Annotated in this window: 18 protein-coding genes; 17 read left to right on the top strand and 1 reads right to left on the bottom strand. The window is 71.9% G+C overall.

Annotation, left to right across the window (positions count from 1 at the left end; translation table 11 throughout):
• The first annotated feature begins 116 nt into the window (after window positions 1-116).
• The 12 genes from rplS (at window position 117) to ACFC1F_RS08995 (ending at window position 11,984) form a co-directional block, all read left to right on the top strand.
• Complete coding sequence (gene rplS, locus ACFC1F_RS09050; protein ID WP_063347674.1) at window positions 117-467, top strand: 50S ribosomal protein L19; 351 nt, start codon at window positions 117-119, stop codon at window positions 465-467.
• A 77-nt stretch (window positions 468-544) separates the two neighbouring features.
• Window positions 545-1,591, top strand: a complete 1,047-nt coding sequence (lepB, locus tag ACFC1F_RS09045; protein WP_376156735.1) for a signal peptidase I — start codon at window positions 545-547, stop codon at window positions 1,589-1,591.
• 193 nt (window positions 1,592-1,784) lie between these two features.
• A complete protein-coding gene (gene lepB, locus ACFC1F_RS09040; RefSeq protein ID WP_374105974.1) occupies window positions 1,785-2,549 on the top strand; it encodes a signal peptidase I in 765 nt (254 codons plus the stop codon).
• Window positions 2,550-2,794: 245 nt separating this feature from the next.
• Window positions 2,795-3,799, top strand: a complete 1,005-nt coding sequence (gene lepB / locus ACFC1F_RS09035) for a signal peptidase I (RefSeq protein ID WP_209411444.1) — start codon at window positions 2,795-2,797, stop codon at window positions 3,797-3,799.
• Between the two features lie 217 nt (window positions 3,800-4,016).
• Window positions 4,017-4,703, top strand: coding sequence for a signal peptidase I (gene lepB, locus ACFC1F_RS09030; protein WP_376156733.1), 687 nt, complete (start codon window positions 4,017-4,019; stop codon window positions 4,701-4,703).
• A gap of 181 nt (window positions 4,704-4,884) precedes the next feature.
• Complete coding sequence (locus tag ACFC1F_RS09025) at window positions 4,885-5,358, top strand: NUDIX domain-containing protein (protein ID WP_209411447.1); 474 nt, start codon at window positions 4,885-4,887, stop codon at window positions 5,356-5,358.
• A gap of 55 nt (window positions 5,359-5,413) precedes the next feature.
• The gene (locus ACFC1F_RS09020; protein WP_148642766.1) at window positions 5,414-5,740 is read left to right on the top strand and encodes a DUF2469 domain-containing protein; all 327 of its coding nucleotides are present in this window, start codon (window positions 5,414-5,416) and stop codon (window positions 5,738-5,740) included.
• A gap of 168 nt (window positions 5,741-5,908) precedes the next feature.
• Window positions 5,909-6,634 carry a YraN family protein gene (locus ACFC1F_RS09015; RefSeq protein WP_376156731.1) on the top strand — a complete coding sequence of 242 codons (726 nt, stop codon included), beginning with the start codon at window positions 5,909-5,911 and terminating at the stop codon, window positions 6,632-6,634.
• 1 nt (window position 6,635) lies between these two features.
• Window positions 6,636-8,342 carry a YifB family Mg chelatase-like AAA ATPase gene (locus ACFC1F_RS09010; protein WP_376156729.1) on the top strand — a complete coding sequence of 569 codons (1,707 nt, stop codon included), beginning with the start codon at window positions 6,636-6,638 and terminating at the stop codon, window positions 8,340-8,342.
• A 38-nt stretch (window positions 8,343-8,380) separates the two neighbouring features.
• Window positions 8,381-9,559, top strand: coding sequence for a DNA-processing protein DprA (dprA, locus tag ACFC1F_RS09005; RefSeq protein WP_376156727.1), 1,179 nt, complete (start codon window positions 8,381-8,383; stop codon window positions 9,557-9,559).
• Between the two features lie 675 nt (window positions 9,560-10,234).
• A complete protein-coding gene (whiG, locus tag ACFC1F_RS09000; RefSeq protein WP_376156783.1) occupies window positions 10,235-11,047 on the top strand; it encodes an RNA polymerase sigma factor WhiG in 813 nt (270 codons plus the stop codon).
• A 331-nt stretch (window positions 11,048-11,378) separates the two neighbouring features.
• Complete coding sequence (locus ACFC1F_RS08995) at window positions 11,379-11,984, top strand: TetR/AcrR family transcriptional regulator (protein ID WP_376156781.1); 606 nt, start codon at window positions 11,379-11,381, stop codon at window positions 11,982-11,984.
• On the opposite strand, the gene ACFC1F_RS08990 is transcribed toward ACFC1F_RS08995, so the two are convergent.
• Entirely contained in the window at window positions 11,961-12,374 is a 414-nt protein-coding gene (locus ACFC1F_RS08990) for a M23 family metallopeptidase (RefSeq protein ID WP_376156725.1), read from the bottom strand. The genes ACFC1F_RS08995 and ACFC1F_RS08990 overlap by 24 nt on opposite strands.
• Before the next feature lie 1,180 nt (window positions 12,375-13,554).
• On the opposite strand from ACFC1F_RS08990, the gene rpsB reads away from it, so the two are divergent.
• From rpsB to ACFC1F_RS08965, 5 genes are all read left to right on the top strand, one after another.
• The gene (rpsB, locus tag ACFC1F_RS08985) at window positions 13,555-14,442 is read left to right on the top strand and encodes a 30S ribosomal protein S2 (protein ID WP_376156723.1); all 888 of its coding nucleotides are present in this window, start codon (window positions 13,555-13,557) and stop codon (window positions 14,440-14,442) included.
• Between the two features lie 129 nt (window positions 14,443-14,571).
• The gene (gene tsf / locus ACFC1F_RS08980) at window positions 14,572-15,411 is read left to right on the top strand and encodes a translation elongation factor Ts (protein WP_376156722.1); all 840 of its coding nucleotides are present in this window, start codon (window positions 14,572-14,574) and stop codon (window positions 15,409-15,411) included.
• A gap of 265 nt (window positions 15,412-15,676) precedes the next feature.
• Entirely contained in the window at window positions 15,677-16,441 is a 765-nt protein-coding gene (pyrH, locus tag ACFC1F_RS08975; protein WP_148642763.1) for a UMP kinase, read from the top strand.
• A gap of 119 nt (window positions 16,442-16,560) precedes the next feature.
• Entirely contained in the window at window positions 16,561-17,118 is a 558-nt protein-coding gene (gene frr / locus ACFC1F_RS08970; RefSeq protein WP_148642762.1) for a ribosome recycling factor, read from the top strand.
• Window positions 17,118-18,443: a phosphatidate cytidylyltransferase gene (locus ACFC1F_RS08965; protein WP_376156720.1), complete on the top strand. Its 1,326-nt coding sequence runs from the start codon at window positions 17,118-17,120 to the stop codon at window positions 18,441-18,443. Before frr ends, ACFC1F_RS08965 begins: the two co-directional genes overlap by 1 nt.
• Window positions 18,444-18,631: the final 188 nt, after the last annotated feature.

Genomic DNA, 18,631 nt, shown 5'->3' with positions numbered 1-18,631 from the left:
CACGTGGTCCGGTGCCCCCGCCACGGGGGGAACATCGCCAACCGATGCGGCCCGCAGCAAACCCCATCGTGACGAACTTCCGTGGGCGGCCCGTGGCGCCTGCGATGGAGAGCAACATGAGCAACAAGCTCGCTGCTGTCGACGCGGCCTCGCTGCGTAGCGACATTCCGGCCTTCCGCGCCGGTGACACCCTGAAGGTTCACGTCCGGGTCATCGAGGGCAACCGCTCCCGTGTCCAGGTCTTCCAGGGCGTCGTCATCCGCCGCCACGGCGCTGGCGTCGGTGAGACCTTCACCGTCCGCAAGGTCAGCTTCAACGTCGGCGTGGAGCGCACCTTCCCGGTGCACACCCCGGTCGTCGAGAAGATCGAGGTCGTGACCCGCGGTGCGGTTCGCCGCGCCAAGCTGTACTACCTGCGTGACCTCCGCGGCAAGGCCGCGAAGATCAAGGAGAAGCGCGACCGCTGATCCACCGGCCCCCGGTTCTGCCGGGGGATCGGAGCGCTCTGGGGGGCGCCGCTGCCGCAGGGTAAGCTCAGCCCCCGATGAGCACGCACGAACCATCCGCGGACCGCGACGGCTGTCCCGCACCCACCGGTGCGGACTCGCCCTCGCGGTCCGCGGCCGTTTCTGCGGTCGTTTCCGGGGCTGTTTCCTCGGGCGTCGCTCCGGTCGCTGTTGCGGAGTCCGGGGCCGGGACCGGGTCTGGGCCCGGGTCTGGGTACGGGGCCGGGGTCGCGTCCGAGGTCAGGTCCGGGGCGGCGGTCGGCCCGGAGGCCGGCCTGGGGGATGCGCCGAGCGAGGCCGCAGAAGCTGCAGAAGCCTCGGAGGCCTCGGCGAAGGCGGACGAGCGCCCGGAGGACGGCGCTGAGGAGGACGTTGCCCGCGACGGGGAAGAGGACGTCGAGGAACCGGGCCGTTCGCGGTCGCGTGACCTCCTTCTGCTGGTCGGTATCTGCCTGCTCTCCCTGCTCCTGGTGAACGCCTTCGTGGCGCGGCCGTTCGCGGTGCCGTCCGCATCGATGGAGAACACCCTGCGTACCGGCGACCGCCTGGTCGCGAACAAGCTGGCCTACTCCTTCGGGAGTCGCCCGCAGCGCGGCGATGTCGTGGTCTTCGACGGGACGGGCACCTTCCGGAAAGGGCCGACCGAACCGACAGGGTTCTGGGACGGCCTGCGGTCGTTCGGCCAGGACCTCGGACTGGTGCCGGCCGGCGACTCGATCTACGTGAAGCGCGTCATCGGGGTCGGCGGCGACCGGGTGACCAGCACCGGCCCCGGCGGGCGGATCACGGTCAACGGTGTGCCGGTCGACGAGTCCTCCTACCTCGCGCCGGGGGACGAACCGTCGAACGTGGCCTTCGACGTGGTGGTACCGCCCGGCGCGCTCTGGGTGATGGGTGACCACCGCAGCGCCTCCCGTGACTCGCGCGATCACCTGGGCGAACCCGGCGGCGGCTTCGTCCCGGAGGACAAGGTGGTCGGACGCGCGGAGTGGGTGGTCTTCCCGGTCGGGCACTGGACCAGCCTGGACCGGCCGGCGGCGTTCGCCGCGACTGGGAGGACCGGTGGCCATGGGGACCAGAGGTAGGGGCCGCCTCGCGGACCGCTCCACCGCCAAGTCCGCCGACCAGCCCGCCGCAGGGCCGTCGGAACCGACGGCGGGGACGGCGGGGGCGGCCGACCCGCAGTCGCCGACCTCCGGGCGCGGCAGGGCCGAGCGGCGCCGCACGGCCCGCCGGGCGGCCCGACGGCGCAGGCGTTCCCTGCTGCGGGAGTTCCCGTTGATCGTCCTGGTGGCGCTGGTGGTGGCGCTGGTGATGAAGACGTTCATGGTGCAGGTCTTCGTGATTCCCTCCGGTTCGATGGAGCAGACCATCCAGATCGGGGACCGGGTGCTGGTCGACAAGTTCACCCCCTGGTTCGGCGCCGAGCCCGAGCGCGGCGAGGTGGTGGTCTTCAAGGATCCGGGCGGCTGGCTGGAGGCCGATCACAAGCCGTCCACGGACGGGCCGGTTCTGCGCGGGGCCAAGCAGGTTCTGACCTACGTCGGGCTGTTGCCGTCCGAGAGCGAGCAGGATCTGATCAAGCGTGTGATCGGTGTCGGCGGGGACACCGTGGAGTGCTGCGACGACCAGGGCCGGCTGAGCGTCAACGGCTCGCCGGTGGACGAGCCGTACCTGGCGCCCGGGAACCCGCCCTCCCGCCAGCCCTTCAAGGTGAAGGTGCCCCAGGGCCGGCTCTGGGTCATGGGCGACCACCGGGACGTGTCGGCCGACTCCCGCTTCCACATGGGGAATCCGGGGCAGGGCACGATCCCGTTGAGCGGAGTGGTGGGCCGGGCGTTCGTGATCGCGTGGCCGGTGGGCCGGGTTCATCAACTTGATGTGCCGGGTTCACTCTCCAAGGTGGCGCCGGCTCCGCAGGCTCGCGGAACTACGGCGAACTCGATGGGGGTTGGGCCGCTTCCGGCGGAACCTCCGCTCGTTATGGGTGTGTTGGGCATCCTTCCGCTCGTCGGCCGCAGGCCGGAGCGATCCCCGGCCTAGACCCGGCCGGTCGGCGACCGGCCGGGCCGTGCGTGTGGGAACGCGAGCCGGATGCCTGGGAGTGATAGAGAAGTGCTGATGCGGCCGGTAGGCGACAACGGCTGCGTCCGAAGGCTGTGCTGGTGCCAGGTGTGCCCGAGGAGGGCGCCCTTGGGGCGTTCATGGTCGATGGTGGAGCGTGGTGCCCGCTGTGCGGCACTGTGAGCGCGGGCGCGCGGGCGTCCGCACAGCTGGGAGGAGACGTTGTGGGGGATTTGGTGATCGGCGCCCGCTCAGGCGCCGGGGAGCCCGAGGGCTCCGGCGGCCGGGCGGCCCGGTCCACGGAGTCCGCGGTGTCGTCGGCTTCGGCCGAGGACCCGGCGGCCCAGTCCGCGGACGAACAGGGCAACGGCACCGGTGACACCTCGGACGACTTCCGTGACGCGGAGGGATCCGCGGAGCAGTCGGAGGAGAAGACCGGCGGCAAGGAGGGCAAGCAGCGCTCCTTCTGGAAGGAGCTGCCGATCCTGGTCGGGATCGCACTCGTCCTGGCACTGGTGATCAAGACGTTCTTCGTCCAGGCGTTCTCCATTCCGTCCGAATCGATGCAGAACACGCTTCAGGTCGGCGACCGCGTCCTGGTGGACAAGCTGACTCCGTGGTTCGGAGCCGAGCCCGAGCGGGGAGAGGTCGTGGTGTTCCACGACCCGGGCGGCTGGCTTGCCGACGAGCCCACCAAGCAGAGCAGCAACTCCTTCGTCCGGGGCGTCCAGGACGTGCTCAGCTTTGTCGGCCTGATGCCCTCCGACAACGAGAAGGACCTCATCAAGCGCGTCATCGCGGTCGGCGGAGACACCGTCGAGTGCCAGGGCGACGGGCCGGTCAAGGTCAACGGGGTCGCTCTCAACGAGCCGTACGTCTACCCCGGGAACACCCCCTGCCAGCTGAAGGACTTCGGCCCGGTGAAGGTGCCGGAGGGCCGGATCTGGGTGATGGGCGACCACCGCGGGGACTCGCTGGACTCCCGCTTCCACATGGACCAGCCCGGCGGCGGCACCGTCCCCGTGAGCGACGTGATCGGCCGTGCGTTCGTGGTGGCCTGGCCGGTCAACCACTGGTCGACGCTCCCCGTGCCGGACACCTTCGACCAGAAGGGGCTGGCGGCGGCCGCGCCGCTCGTGCCGCCGGTGGCCGGGGCCGTCGGCGCCGTCGGCCTGCTCCCGCTGACGCGCCGCCTGAGGGACCGGACGGAGCGCAAGAAGGAGTCCTGACCTCAGTAGAGGAGCCCCCAGGTCTTGCGCGGGCCGTGGTACCGACGAGTAATCTGCTCGGACGTGCCACGGCCCGCCGGGTTTTCCGCCTGTGGCCCCGGCGCGCCGTGAGCGTTTCCGGGTCGGTCGGGGTTGGACGGTGTCGATGAGCAGTGTCGTGGACGAGACGACGGACCGCCCGCCTGTCGTGACGCGGCCCCGGCGCCGGCCTGCGGCCGTGCTTCAGGGACTGCTGATCGGGCTCGGACTGATCCTCCTGGTCGGAGGCTTCGTCGTCATGGCGGTGGACTACCGGCCGTACGGGATCCCGACGGGCTCGATGACACCGACGCTCAAGGTCGGTGACACCGTGGTCGCGCGGCAGATCGACGGTAAGTCCGTCGGCCGCGGCGACGTCGTGATCTTCCGTGACCAGGCCTGGGGCGGTGAGCTCATGGTCAAGCGAGTGGTCGCGGTCGGTGGCGACACCGTGGCCACCACCGGGGAGGACCAGCGGCTGACCGTCAACGGCAAGCCGGTGGATGAGCCCTACCTGGCGGCGCAGGGCCCCCAGGGCAGCGCGTTCAGCGTGGAGGTGCCGACCGGCCGGCTGTTCCTGCTCGGCGACAACCGGCAGGGGTCCCTGGACTCCCGGCTCCACCTGGAGATCGACGGCGGCACGATCCCGGCCAGTGAGGTGGAGGCCCGGGTGGAGGCCACCGTCCTGCCGTTCGGCCGCACCGGGCTCTTCGCCCGCACGACGGCCTTCGACGGGATCGGCGGCCCGAAGGCCGGTGAACCGGGACCGCTGGAGCCCGCCTTCTACGCCACCGTTGTAGGCGCGGCGGTGATCGTCGTGACTTCCGCGGCGGGCGGTGCGGCGAGCCTGACCCGGCGGCTCGGTCGCCGTCGCGCGGCGGCCTGACCACCACGCCCGCGGGGACCACCGCCGCGCCAGCCGGAGCGGCGACCACCGCCACGGCGGCCGCAGTCGGTGCAGCTGCTGCCACCGCCCGGGCGGCTCTCCCGAACATCGCCCCGCAGGGTCGCGCCGGGTGGCAGGATCGGGAGGGTCAGCGAGGTACACGAGGGGAGGAGGAGCCGTCATGGAGCCACAGCGACGCAGGGCCTCCCGCATCCTGCTGCTCGACCGGGGGGACCGCCTCCTCCTCTTCCAGGGCTCCGACCCGGCGGTGCCGGGCGTCACCTGGTGGTTCACCCCCGGGGGCGGGCTGGAAGCCGGCGAAGGCCTGCGCGAGGCCGCGGTCCGGGAGCTCTCGGAGGAGACCGGATTGCGGGGAGTGGAGCTGGGGCCGGTGGTTGCGTACGGCACGGCTTCGTTCTCCTTTCGGGGACGGCGCTACGAGCAGGAGCAGTGGTTCCACCTGGCGCGGACCACGGAGACCGTGCTCGACCACTCGGGAATGGGGACGGACGAGCACGCGGAACTGCTGGCGGCGCGCTGGTGGACGGTCGACGAGCTGAGAGAAACCGCGGAGACGGTCTACCCGGTCGGACTGGCGGCCTTCCTGGAGCAACTGGTGGCCGAGGGGCCTCCAGTCACTCCGGTGAGGCTCTGACGGCGGGTGCGGTGGTCCACAATGGGTGGACGTGACAAGTTGAGGGGACGCCTGGATGAGTGCCGAAGATCTCGAGAAGTACGAGACCGAGATGGAGCTCAAGCTCTACCGGGAGTACCGGGACGTCGTCGGCCTGTTCAAGTACGTGATCGAGACCGAGCGACGGTTCTACCTCACCAACGACTACGAGCTGCAGGTGCACTCGGTCCAGGGCGAGGTCTTCTTCGAGGTGTCGATGGCGGATGCGTGGGTCTGGGACATGTACCGGCCGGCCCGGTTCGTCCGCAAGGTCCGGGTGCTGACCTTCAAGGACGTGAACATCGAGGAGCTCGCGAAGAGCGATCTGGAGCTGCCCTCGGACGACTCCGGCTTCGGGAACTGACGTTGGACCGCCCGGCCCCGCGGTGTCCAGGGGATTTCCGGGTTCTCCAGAATTCTCACCCCTGCGGGTGACAAAAGTTATCCACAGGCCCGGGTTATCCACAGGAAATAACAACCCTCTGGTCCCGTCCCGGGCCGCACGGCAACCTCCCCGGCGGAGGTGGTCACCGTGCAGGACACCAAGCGCACCACTCGCAAGCAGACGCAGTCGACGCAGGCACCGAAGGCCCGGGCCGGTGGTGAGCCGCGGCGCAAGGCGGTGCGGCGGCCGCAGGCAGGGCCGTCCGAGCCCGGCGGGGCGGCTCCGCCGCGCCCGGAACGGGCCGGACCGGACGGGGCCGGCGCGGAGGCGACCGGGGCGAAGCCGACCGGGGCGAAGCCGACCGGGGCGGAGGCGACCGGCTCGGTGAGAGCCGGCGGGGAGAAGCCCGGCCTGGACACGGCCGGCCAGGACAAGGCCGGCGCCGGGCGCGGTACCAACAACGCCCTCGGCCGCTACGGTGAGCGGGTCGCCGCCCGCCGCCTCGCGGAGTCCGGTCTCCGCATCCTGGACCGCAACTGGCGCTGCGTCGAGGGCGAGCTGGACATCGTCGCCCTCGACGGGGACACCCTGGCGGTCTGCGAGGTCAAGACCCGTTCCGAGCGGGGGTTCCAGCAGCCCAGCGAAGCCATCGACCAGGCCAAGGCCGCCCGGCTCCAACGCCTTGCCGAGCGCTGGATGGCCGAGCGATGGCCCGGTCACTTCGCCAGGCTGGCCGGCCCCGGGTACCAGCCCGCTCCCGCCGACCCGCAGTGGCCGCCGATCCCGCCCGGCGGCGTCCGGATCGACCTCGTGGCCGTGATCAACCGGGTCCGCGGCGCGGCCTCGGTCGACCACCTGCGGGGGGTGGTCTGAGATGGCCTTCGCCCGTACCTGCTCCGTCGCCCTGGTCGGCGTCGACGGCGTGATCGTCGAGGTCCAGGCCGATCTGGAGCCGGGAGTCGCCGCGTTCGCCCTGGTCGGCCTGCCCGACAAAGCCCTGTCCGAGGCCCGCGACCGGGTGCGGGCGGCCGTCGTCAACAGCGGGGAGGCCTGGCCCCAGCGGAAGCTGACGGTGGGGCTCAGCCCCGCCTCCGTCCCCAAGAGCGGCAGCGGCTTCGACCTCGCCGTCGCCTGCGCCGTCCTCGCCGCCGCCGAGCGGTTGGACCCGTCGGCCATCGCCGATCTGCTGATCATCGGCGAGCTGGGGCTGGACGGCCGGGTGCGTCCGGTGCGCGGTGTGCTCCCGTCGGTCCTGGCCGCGGCCGACGCCGGGTACCAGCGGGTCGTGGTGGCCGAGCGGACCGCGGCCGAGGCCTCGCTGGTCCCGGGCGTCACCGTCATCGGGGTGCGCAGCCTGCGCCAGCTGGTCGCCGTCCTCACCGGTGCCCCCGAGCCGGAGGAGCCACCGGATCCGATCGCCGGCTGTCCGGACCCGGTGATGGCCGGGCTGATGCTCCCCACCGCGGGTGTGCGCGGACTGCCCGACGACAGGACGTCACGCCTCGACCTGGCCGATGTGGCCGGCCAGTACGAGGCCCGTCGAGCCCTGGAGATCGCTGCCGCGGGCGGTCACCACCTCTACCTCAAGGGCCCGCCGGGAGCCGGGAAGACGATGCTGGCGGAGCGACTCCCGGCGCTGCTGCCGCCGCTGACCCAGAAGGAGGCCCTGGAGGTCACCGCCGTGCACTCCGTGGCGGGGCTCCTCCCGGCCGGCAGGCCGCTGATCGACAGCCCGCCGTACTGCGCTCCGCACCACTCGACCACCATGCCGGCGATCGTCGGCGGCGGCAGCGGCCTGCCCAGACCGGGCGCGGTCTCCTTGGCGCACAGGGGAGTCCTGTTCCTCGACGAGGCCCCGGAGTTTCCGGTCCGGGTGCTCGACGCACTGCGCCAGCCACTGGAGTCGGGCGAGGTGGTGATCGCCCGGTCGGCCGGATCGCTCCGGCTCCCGGCCAGGTTCCTGCTCTGCCTGGCGGCCAACCCGTGCCCGTGCGGGCGGCACTCGCGCCGCGGAGAGGGCTGCGAATGCACCCCCGCGATGGTCAGCCGGTACCAGGGGAGACTCTCCGGTCCGCTGCTCGACCGGGTCGATCTCCAGGTCCAGGTGGCCCCCGTGACCAGGGTCGAGCTCATGGAGAGGGACACCACGGCGGAGAGCACGGAGGTCGTCGCGGCCAGGGTGCTGGCCGCGCGGGAGCGTGCGGCGGCCCGGCTGGCGCACACCCCGTGGCGTACCAACGCCGAGGTGCCCGGCCATGAGCTGCGCACCCGCTGGCAGCTCGCGTCCGGCGCGTTGAACGACGCCGCGTGCCAACTGGAGCGGGGGCTGCTGACCGCCCGTGGCCTGGACCGGGTGCTCCGGGTCGCCTGGACGGTCGCCGACCTCGCCGGCCGGGACCGCCCGGACCAACGGGACGTGCGAACGGCCCTTGTGCTGCGGACCGGTGTCGAACGCGGGCTGCCGCTGACCGAGCGGGCCTTCGGCCGGTTCGGCGTCGGCCGGGCGGCGGTGGACGCACCGAAGCACTCGCCGAAGGGCGGGAAGGCGGCCCGAGCCAGCCCTGCCGACAACGGCGGATGACCGTGGATCAGCGGACCAGGACACGAAGGGACCAGACCGTGAACCAGACGATCAACCACCGACAGCCTCCGCCCGGGTCTGCCGCCGAGGCCGGGCCCGAGCGATTGGCCAGGGCGGCGCTGAGCCGGCTCAGCGAGCCGGGCGACGCCGTCCTGGGACGATGGCTCTCCCAACTCGCCGCCGCCGACGTCGTCCAGGCGATCAGGGACGGCACCGTACCCGACCATCCGGGGCTGGACGCGGACAGGCTCGCGGCCTACCGGGCCAGACTCGTGGACGTGGACCCCGTCTCCGACCTGGAGCGGGTGCGAACCGCCGGTGGACGCTTCATCATTCCGGGCGACACGGAGTGGCCCAGCCAGCTGGACGACCTCGGGGGCGGGCGGCCGATCGGGCTCTGGCTGGCCGGGACGGGTTCGCTGCGCCTGCTGGCCCTGCGTTCGGTGGCGGTCGTCGGCGCACGGGCCTGCACGGCGTACGGCGCACACGTGGCAGGGGAGTTGTCGGCGGAACTCGCAGAGCGCGGATGGGTCGTGGTCTCCGGCGCGGCGTACGGGATCGACGCCTCGGCCCACCGGGGTGCGCTGGCCGTCGGTGGTATGACCATCGGCGTTCTCGCCTGCGGCGTCGACGTCGCCTACCCGCGCGGCAACTCCGAGCTGATCCGGCGGATCGCCTCGCAGGGGCTCCTGCTGAGCGAACTCCCGCCGGGCGAGCACCCGACCCGGTTCCGGTTCGTGCTGCGCAACCGGGTCATCGCGGCGCTCACCCGGGGCACGGTGGTGGTCGAGGCGGCGCTGCGCAGTGGAGCGCTCAGCACGGCCAGACGCGCCCGTGACCTCAACCGGCACACCATGGGCGTCGCCGGTCCGGTGACGTCGGAGCTCTCCGCCGGAGTGCACGCCCTGATCCGCGGCGGAGCCACCCTGGTCACCGACGCGTCCGAGGTGGCCGAGCTGATCGGGGCGATCGGCGACGACCTGGCGCCGCAGCGAAGTGGTCCGGTGCTGCCCAGGGACCTGCTGGAGCCGGCGGTGGCCCGGGTGCTGGAGGCCGTGCCCGCCACCGCGGAGGGTGCCCCGGTGGAACGGCTGGCCCGGAAGGCCGGACTGCCGCCGGACGAAGTGCTCAACCGGCTCTACGAGTTGGGGTCGCTCGGCTATGTCGAGCGGCACGGCGCGCACTGGCGACTGGTGCGGAGAAGGGGAGGCGACTGACCGGAGCGGGGGCGCGGTGCGAGCCCGGCGGCGTGGGCGAGCGCAGGGGACAGAACGGATGAGAACGAGAGGGAGAGGGAGGGACGCAGGGAAGGCGAGGCTGGGAGATGGCCGAGCAAAGGCCCGGTGACGACCGGGAAGGGCGGAGGTAAAGGGGTGAGGAGAGTGGCTCGCCCGGATCCGGCACTGTCTCCGGTCCCCGGATCCGGTGACACGAACGCCACCGGTTCGGGGGACGACCGAGTGGCGGTAGCACATTGCAGTGAGTCGGTCACGCTACGCTCGCCATGCCTTCCCTATCAGCACATGACTCGGCAGAACGGCGCAGACCAACGCATGCCCACACACATTCCCGGACACAGAGTGACCGGTGGCGCTCGGTCCTCGGGGGGGCCGCGGACCGAGCGGCGCCCCGCGACCGAGTTTCCGCCCAAAGCGACGGGCGCGATGGGGGCCCTCGCCCGGCAGGGCGGTCGGCCGGCACACACCGGGGCGTACGCGGACCGGACGGACGCGCCCGGTGCGCCGGACGCCCCCGAACAGCTCGTCACCTCTGAACAGCTCGCCGCCCCTGCGCGGCCAAGTACCCCGGATCAGCGCGGCGCCTCCGAGCAGCACCGTGCCTCCGAGCACCCGGATGTTCCCGACCAGCCGGGCGCCCCGGGCGAGAGCGTGGTGCCCCCGCCCGCAGAGGCGCCCGCTCCACGGCGGGCGGCGGGCGGCCAGGACCGCACGGCGCTCGAAGAGCTCTGGCGCTCCTACAAGGAGACGAGTGACCAGCGGCTCCGGGAGCAGCTGATCCTGCACTACTCACCACTCGTCAAATACGTGGCGGGTCGGGTCGGCGTCGGCCTGCCCTCCAATGTCGAGCAGGCCGACTTCGTCTCGTCCGGCGTCTTCGGACTGATCGACGCGATCGAGAAGTTCGACATCGACCGCGCCATCAAGTTCGAGACGTACGCCATCAGCCGGATCCGCGGCGCGATCATCGACGAGCTGCGGGCCCTGGACTGGATCCCGCGCTCGGTGCGACAGAAGGCCAAGGCCGTCGAGCGGACGTACGCGACGCTGGAAGCGCGGCTGCGCCGCACGCCGCACGATCCCGAGGTCGCGGCCGAGATGGGCATCGCGATCGAGGACCTGCACACGATCTTCAGTCAGCTCTCCCTCGCCAACGTGGTGGCGCTCGACGAACTCCTCCACCCGGGCGCGGAGAGCGGGGACCGGCCGAGCCTGGTGGACACCCTGGAGGACCACGGCGCGGAGAACCCCGTGGAGGTGGCCGAGGACCGGGAGCTGCGCAGGCTGCTGGCCCAGGCGGTGAACACCCTCCCCGAGCGGGAGAAGACGGTGGTGACGCTCTACTACTACGAGGGGTTGACCCTCGCCGAGATCGGCCAGGTCCTGGGGGTGACGGAGAGCAGGGTCAGCCAGATCCACACCAAGTCGGTACTGCAGCTGCGGGCCAAGCTGTCCGACATCCGTTAGCGCGCCCCGCCCCGCCCGCGAGCTCCCGCCTCGTACGCGCCTCCACACCTCCGCCGCCTGCACGCCTTCGCCCGCGCATACGCGCCTGCACGCTCGCACGCGTCTGCACGTGTCTGCAGGCCTCCGGCTGCACCTCAGGTCTCACCGCCGGTTTCGCCTCCGGCTCCACCTCCACTGACCGTCCGCCCGGGTGAGCCCACCCGGCTCCACCCTGCTCCGCCCGGCCTTCCGGCCTGGTCGCGCGCTGCGGATCGTCCTTGTGCGCGGCGCCGTATCGGCCGGATGTAGGGCTCCGTACAGTGGGAGGGTGCCGAAGATCCGAGCGGCCACTTTGGCCGAGCATCGCCAGCTGCAGCGGGCAGCACTCCTCGACGCTGCCCGCAGCCTCCTCACCGAGGGAGGCATGGAGGCCCTGACCTTCCCCGCGCTCGCGGCACGCACCGGGCTGGCGCGTTCCTCGGTCTACGAGTACTTCCGTTCCCGCGCTGCGGTGGTCGAGGTGCTCTGCGAGGTCGACTTCCCGCTCTGGGCTGCCGAGATCGAGGCCGGCATGGAGAGCAGCGACAGTGCGGCGGGCCGGATCGAGGCGTACGTCCGGGGTCAGCTCGCGCTGGCCGGGGACCCGCGCCACCGGGCGGTGACGGCGATCTCGGTACTGGAGCTGGACGAGGCAGCGCGCGAGCGCATCCGGGCGGCGCACGGAAAGCTGGTCGGTCTGGTGATCCAGGCCCTGGAGGACCTCGGCCACGAGCAGCCGCGGCTGGCGGCGGCACTGCTCCAGGGGATCGTGGAGGCCGCTGTCCGGCAGGCCGAGCAACGGGCCGCCGGCCCGGCCGAGGGCCCGGACGTGATCGCCGACGCCGCCGTCGCCCTCGCGCTGCACGGCCTGGGCGGGAGCCGGGTGGAGACGGGCTCACCGGTCGCGGCCGAGCGGTAGCAGCCGTGACGCACCCCCGCCGAGCAGTGCCGGAGGGTCGAGGTAGCGCTCGCCGCGGAGCAGCCCCCAGTGCAGGCAGTCGCGGCCGGCGCAGTGACCGGTGCCGGGAGCGAGCTGTCCGATCACCTGGCCGGCCGCAACTGCGGTGCCCACGGGGACGGTGCCGGTGACGGGCAGGTAGGTGGTCCGCAGCGGGGGAGTGCCGGATGCGGGGTGCGTGACGGTAACCACGGGCCGGCCGGCCACGACACCGGAGAACGAGATCACGCCCGGCGCCGCGGCGCGGATGTCCGAGCCGGGGGCGGCAGCCAGATCGACGCCCCGGTGGCCGGCGGCCCATGGCGTCGGCGGCGCCTCGAACCGCGCCACCAGCGCGCCCGGCCCGCCCACCGGCCACGCCCGCCCGGAGCCGGGGTCACTCGCAGCGCCGGCCCCACCCCTGCCCAGCGGGGCACCTCTGCGAAGAGGGGTACCTCCGCCAACGGCTCCATTCGAGTCCCCGCCCCAGTCCCCGCCCCCACCCCCGCTCCCACCTCCACCTCCACCTCCGCCGACGCCAACGTCCGCGCCCGTCGCGTGTCCCGCCGGAGCGGGCAGCATGACCAGCAGCAGAGCTGTCAGCACCAGCAACGCCAACAGAGCCGGCCGGTGGTCGTGTCCCGGCCCGGGCGGTTGAGGTGCCGGCGAGGGTGAGGGCGACGCTGATGATGAGGGGGACGGCACCGCCGCGACCGGGCGGGAGGCGCCCGCCGACCCGACGGCAGGGACTCCGGTGACGGAAGGGATTCCGGCGTGAGAACCGGCGATGCCGGCGGCAGCACTCATGCGCACGAGACTCCCCGGAGCCCGCCGCCCCGGCCAGCCCCGCACCGATTCCTGTGGACAAGCGGCCCCTGTGGACAATCACCGTCCCCCCAACGGGTGTACCCGGGCCCCGGCGCCCACCCAAGACGCCCTTACCGCCACGCCCACCCACGTACACGCGCGGGACCCCACGCCCGTCCACGCCCACCCCACGCCCGCCCCACCCGGGTCCGTCCACATCCACCCGTGTCCGCACGCCCACCCCCACGCCAACGCCCACGCCCACCCACCTGCCCCCGCGGCACCGCACCCCCACGCCCGCCCACCTGCACCCGCGGCACCGCACGCCCACCCGCCGCAAGCCACCCCGCGACGCACCCTCCCCCTCTCCCACCGTCCCCACCCTCACCTCCGTTCCCATCCCGCTGGAGTCGCCCGCCGCTCGGCGCTTCCCGTACACTTCACACGCGACCCGGTCCGCCGGGTCGACTTCGCACGCCCCGCCACCGGTGGACGGATGCGGCTCAGCCGCCGCCCCCGCCAGGTGCGAGTGCCGCTCGGTCCGCCGAGCCCGAACCGGTCCCCGGACCACTCGGGCCGAAGCGGCTCGGCACGTTCGGGGCGTCAGGCGTGGCTGTCACCTGGCTGCCACGGACAAAACCGAGCCTGACCCGGCCGTATGCAGACGCCCGAGCGGTGAGCGCCATCGCGCGAACCACGACGTCGGCTGCGCGAGACCCGGGCGCAACACCTTAGGAGTACGGCTATGGCCGTCGTCACGATGCGGGAGCTGCTGGAGAGCGGCGTCCACTTCGGTCACCAGACCCGCCGCTGGAACCCGAAGATGAAGCGCTTCATCATCACCGAGCGCAACGGCATCTACATCATCGACCTCCTGCAGTCGCTGAACTACATCGACCGCGCCTTCGAGTTCATCAAGGAGACCGTTGCCCACGGCGGCAGCGTCCTCTTCGTCGGCACGAAGAAGCAGGCCCAGGAGGCCATCGCCGAGCAGGCCACCCGCGTGGGCATGCCCTACGTGAACCAGCGCTGGCTCGGCGGCATGCTGACCAACTTCTCGACCGTCTACAAGCGCCTGCAGCGCCTCAAGGAGCTCGGCGAGCTGGACTTCTCGGACGTGGCCGGCTCCGGCCTCACCAAGAAGGAGCTCCTGGTCCTCCAGCGCGAGCACGACAAGCTGGAGAAGACCCTCGGCGGTATCCGCGACATGCAGCGCGTTCCCAGCGCCGTCTGGATCGTGGACACCAAGAAGGAGCACATCGCGGTCGGCGAGGCCCGGAAGCTCAACATCCCGGTCGTCGCCATCCTCGACACCAACTGTGACCCCGACGAGGTCGACTACAAGATCCCGGGCAACGACGACGCGATCCGCTCCGTCACCCTGCTGACCCGCGTGATCGCCGACGCCGTCGCCGAGGGCCTGAAGTCCCGCGCCGGTGTCGCCAAGGGCGACGCCAAGGCCGAGCCGGGCGCCGACCAGCCGCTGGCCGACTGGGAGAAGGACCTCATCGAGGGCGAGAAGAAGGCCGAGGAGGCCCCCGCCGCCGCCGAGGCTCCGGCTGCTGAGGCCCCCGCCGCCGAGGCCCCCGCTGCTGAGGCCCCCGCCGCCGAGGCTCCGGCCGAGCAGGCCTGACGTACCAAGGGTGAGGGGTATCCGCCGGCACGACACCGGTTGGTGCCCCTCTCTCCCGCGCCGGGACCGAACCAGCGGTCCCGGCGCAACCCCACGCAGACACGCGAGACGCGAGAAGAGATTCACACCATGGCGAACTTCACCGCCGCGGACGTCAAGAAGCTCCGTGAGCTCACCGGCGCCGGCATGATGGACTGCAAGAAGGCCCTGGACGAGGCCGAGGGCAACGTCGAGAAGGCCGTCGAGCTCCTGCGCATCAAGGGCCAGAAGGGCGTTGCCAAGCGCGAGGGCCGTGACGCCTCCAACGGCGCCGTCGCCGCGCTGATCGCCGAGGACAAGAAGTCCGGCGTTCTGGTCGAGCTCAACTGCGAGACCGACTTCGTCGCCAAGGGCGACAAGTTCGTCGAGGTCGCCGACGCGATCGCCGCCCACGTCGCCAAGTCCGCCCCGGCCGACCTGGACGCCGCCCTGGCTTCCGAGATCGAGGCCGGCAAGACCGTCCAGCAGTTCGTGGACGAGGCCAACGCGACCCTGGGCGAGAAGATCGTCCTCCGTCGCTTCGCCCAGTTCGACGGTGACGGCTTCGTCGCGGTCTACCTGCACAAGACCAGCCCCGACCTGCCGCCGGCCGTCGGCGTCCTGGTCGAGCTGGACAAGGAGAACGCCGACGTCGCCAAGGACGTCGCGCAGCACATCGCCGCCTTCGCGCCGAAGTACCTCTCCCGCGAGGACATCCCGGCCGAGGACATCGAGAACGAGCGCCGCGTCGCCGAGGCCACCGCTCGCGAGGAGGGCAAGCCGGAGGCCGCCCTCTCGAAGATCGTCGAGGGTCGCGTCACCGGCTTCGTGAAGGAGAACTCCGTCCTGGAGCAGGCCTTCGCGAAGGACAACAAGAAGACCGTCGCCAAGGTCCTCGAGGAGAACGGCGTCGCCCTCAAGCGCTTCGCCCGCTTCCGCGTCGGCGCCTGAGCCACGTTCCCAACGGACTCCCGGCACGCTTAGGCTGGGAACCGCCCCCGCCCGCTGACCAGGGCGGGAGGGACGCGCCGAACGGGCTCACCCAGCGTCATCCGTCTATGGGCGGGCCGCGTCGGCACCATGAACGACGAGGAGGCCATTGCCGTGCAGGACACCGTACCGGTTCCCGCGGCAGTGGCCTCCTCGCGTGTACGCGCGGGCCTGGGATCCGTACCCCAGCGCCTGTGAACCAGTAGGTGTGTAGAAGGAGAAGTCCATGCAGGAGACGCAGGAGACCGCGCAGGACCCGCAGGCCGGCTCGCGCCGCCGGGTGCTGCTGAAGCTGTCCGGTGAGGCCTTCGCCGGTGGCGGCGGGCTCGGCGTCGACCCGGACGTCGTGCACGCGATCGCCCGCGAGATCGCCACCGTCGTCCGCGCCGGTACCGAGGTGGCGGTCGTCATCGGTGGTGGCAACTTCTTCCGCGGCGCCGAGCTGCAGGTCCGCGGCATGGACCGGGCCCGTTCGGACTACATGGGCATGCTCGGCACCGTGATGAACTGCCTCGCGCTGCAGGACTTCCTGGTCAAGGAAGGCATCGAGACCCGGGTCCAGACCGCCATCACCATGGGCCAGGTCGCCGAGCCGTACCTGCCGCTGCGCGCCGTCCGGCACCTGGAGAAGGGCCGTGTCGTGATCTTCGGCGCGGGGATGGGCATGCCCTACTTCTCCACCGACACCACGGCCGTCCAGCGGGCCCTGGAGATCCACGCCGACGTCCTGCTGATGGGCAAGAACGGCGTGGACGGCGTCTACGACTCCGACCCCCGGACCAACCCGGACGCGGTCAAGTTCGACGCGCTGGAGTACTCCGAGGTCATCGCCCGTGACCTCAAGGTCGCCGACCTCACCGCGATCACGCTGTGCAAGGACAACAACCTCCCGATGCTCGTCTTCGAGCTGCTGGCGGAGGGCAATATCGCGCGTGCGGTGAAGAGTGAGAAGATCGGCACACTCATCAGCCAGGATTCTGTCCGGGCCTGAGCAGCAGTCAGCCGTACGGGAGGGCGCCGGCACCGCGACCGGCGCCCTCCACACCGCGACCGGCTTCGACGCCGACACCGGTCGGGACACCAGCAGATGAACCGGACAGGGAGTACACAGTGATCGAAGAGACCCTCCTCGAGGCCGAGGAGAAGATGGAGAAGGCCGTCGAGGTCGCCAAGAACGACTTCGCCGCCATCCGCACCGGCCGCGCGCACCCGGCGATGTTCGCCAAGATCGTGGCCGAGTACTACGGCGCCGTGACGCCGATCAACCAGCTGGCCTCCTTCTCCGTGCCGGAGCCGCGGATGGCGGTCGTCGCGCCGTTCGACAAGACCGCGCTGAAGGCCATCGAGCAGGCGATCCGCGACTCCGACCTCGGCGTCAACCCGAGCAACGACGGTTCCATCATCCGGGTGGTGCTCCCCGAGCTCACCGAGGAGCGTCGCCGCGAGTACATCAAGGTCGCCCGCGGCAAGGGCGAGGACGCCAAGGTCTCGATCCGCTCCGTGCGCCGCAAGGCGAAGGACGCCATCGACAAGCTGGTCAAGGACGGCGAGATCGGCGAGGACGAGGGCCGCCGCGCGGAGAAGGAGCTCGACGACACCACGGCCAAGTACGTGGCCGGCGTCGACGAGCTGCTGAAGCACAAGGAAGCCGAGCTGCTCGAAGTCTGATGAACGACGCCCCTGACGCCCCCGGCTACTGGGGCCCATCCGACCAGCAGTACCCGCAGTACCAGCCGCACCCCCCGTACCAGCCGGCCGCGCCGGGCGCTGCTGCGGGTGACCCCGGACACCGAACGGGTCACTCGCAGCAGCCTCAGGTGTACTGGGGTGGTGACGCGGAGGAGACTCAGGTCATGCCTCCCGTACCGGCCGACCCAGGGCCCGACCCCGTCGAGGGGCCGGCCCGGGAGGCCGGGCGGCTGAGCGGCCCGCTGTTCCGGGACGAACAGCCCCGGACGGCGGTGCCGGGTGCGGCGGAGACGGTCGTGCTGCGCGCGATCACCGACGACGTCGCCCCCACCCCCGGCCACGGCGGACAGCCGCCGTACCCGGGGGCTCCGGCGTACCCCGCGCCGCCGCAGAGCCACGCGGCGGCCGGGCGGCCCCACCCTGTGCCGTCGTCCCCCCCAGGGCAGGAGACACCCGTGACCCAGCCCGACCCGCAGCCGCAGCCGCGCAAGCAGCGCGGTGGTCGCAACCTCCAGGCCGCCATAGGCGTGGGGGTCGGCCTCGGCGCGGTGATCATCGCCTCGCTGTTCGTCGTCAAGGCGCTGTTCCTGGTCGTGGTGATGGCGGCCGTGTCGGTCGGCGTCTGGGAGCTGACCAGCCGGCTGTCCGAGCGCAAGGAGATCAAGGCGCCGCTGATCCCGCTGGTCGCGGGCGGCATCGCGATGATCGCCACCGGCTACTGGTCCGGCGTGCAGTGGGCCGCGGCCTCGCTGGCGCTGACCGGGTTGGCGGTGATGGTCTGGCGGATGGCCGAGCCGCCGGAGAACTACCTGCGCGACATAACGGCCGGCATCTTCACCGCCTTCTACGTCCCGTTCCTGGCCACCTTCGTGGCGCTGATGCTGGCGGCCGACGACGGCCCGCAGCGGATCGTCCTGTTCCTGATCGTCACCGTCTGCAGCGACACCGGCGCCTACGCGGTGGGCTACAAGTTCGGCAGGACCAAGCTGGCCCCGACGATCAGCCCGGGCAAGACCCGCGAGGGCCTGGCCGGCGGCATCGGGCTGTCGATGCTGGCGGGCGCGCTGCTGATGCAGCTGATCATCGACGGCGGAAGCTGGTGGCAGGGCCTGATCCTCGGCGGCTGCGCGGCGGTGGTCGCGACCCTGGGCGACCTGGGCGAGTCGATGATCAAGCGCGACCTCGGCATCAAGGACATGGGCACGCTGCTGCCCGGTCACGGCGGCATCATGGACCGGCTGGACTCGCTCCTGCCGACCGCTCCGGTGGTCTGGCTGCTGCTGGCGGCCTTCGTCGGCAGCTGACCGCCGCGCACCCATCCGTACGAAGGCCCCGGACGACCGCAAGCCCGAGCGGTCGTCCTGGGCCTTCGCCGTGCGCCGGGACTTCGCCGTGCCGCGGGGTCTTCGCCGGGCTCCCCGGGCGTTCGCCCCATCGCCGCGGGTCTTCGCCCTACCGCCGGGGGCTTCGCCGTCGGCCCACCCCTTGACGT

Origin of the sequence: Kitasatospora sp. NPDC056181 (assembly GCF_042266225.1) — a bacterium.
Lineage (GTDB): Bacteria > Actinomycetota > Actinomycetes > Streptomycetales > Streptomycetaceae > Kitasatospora.
Note: the sequence above shows the minus strand (reverse complement) of the source record. Positions and strands in the feature narration are given on the sequence as shown.

Excerpts from the sequence above, each read along its gene's own strand:
- rplS (WP_063347674.1), top strand. The coding sequence starts at position 117 with ATGAGCAACAAGCTCGCTGCTGTCGACGCGGCCTCGCTGCGTAGCGAC.
- lepB (WP_376156735.1), top strand. The coding sequence starts at position 545 with ATGAGCACGCACGAACCATCCGCGGACCGCGACGGCTGTCCCGCACCC.
- ACFC1F_RS09025 (WP_209411447.1), top strand. The coding sequence starts at position 4,885 with ATGGAGCCACAGCGACGCAGGGCCTCCCGCATCCTGCTGCTCGACCGG.
- ACFC1F_RS09020 (WP_148642766.1), top strand. The coding sequence starts at position 5,414 with ATGAGTGCCGAAGATCTCGAGAAGTACGAGACCGAGATGGAGCTCAAG.
- ACFC1F_RS09010 (WP_376156729.1), top strand. The coding sequence starts at position 6,636 with ATGGCCTTCGCCCGTACCTGCTCCGTCGCCCTGGTCGGCGTCGACGGC.
- rpsB (WP_376156723.1), top strand. The coding sequence starts at position 13,555 with ATGGCCGTCGTCACGATGCGGGAGCTGCTGGAGAGCGGCGTCCACTTC.
- tsf (WP_376156722.1), top strand. The coding sequence starts at position 14,572 with ATGGCGAACTTCACCGCCGCGGACGTCAAGAAGCTCCGTGAGCTCACC.
- pyrH (WP_148642763.1), top strand. The coding sequence starts at position 15,677 with ATGCAGGAGACGCAGGAGACCGCGCAGGACCCGCAGGCCGGCTCGCGC.
- ACFC1F_RS08965 (WP_376156720.1), top strand. The coding sequence starts at position 17,118 with ATGAACGACGCCCCTGACGCCCCCGGCTACTGGGGCCCATCCGACCAG.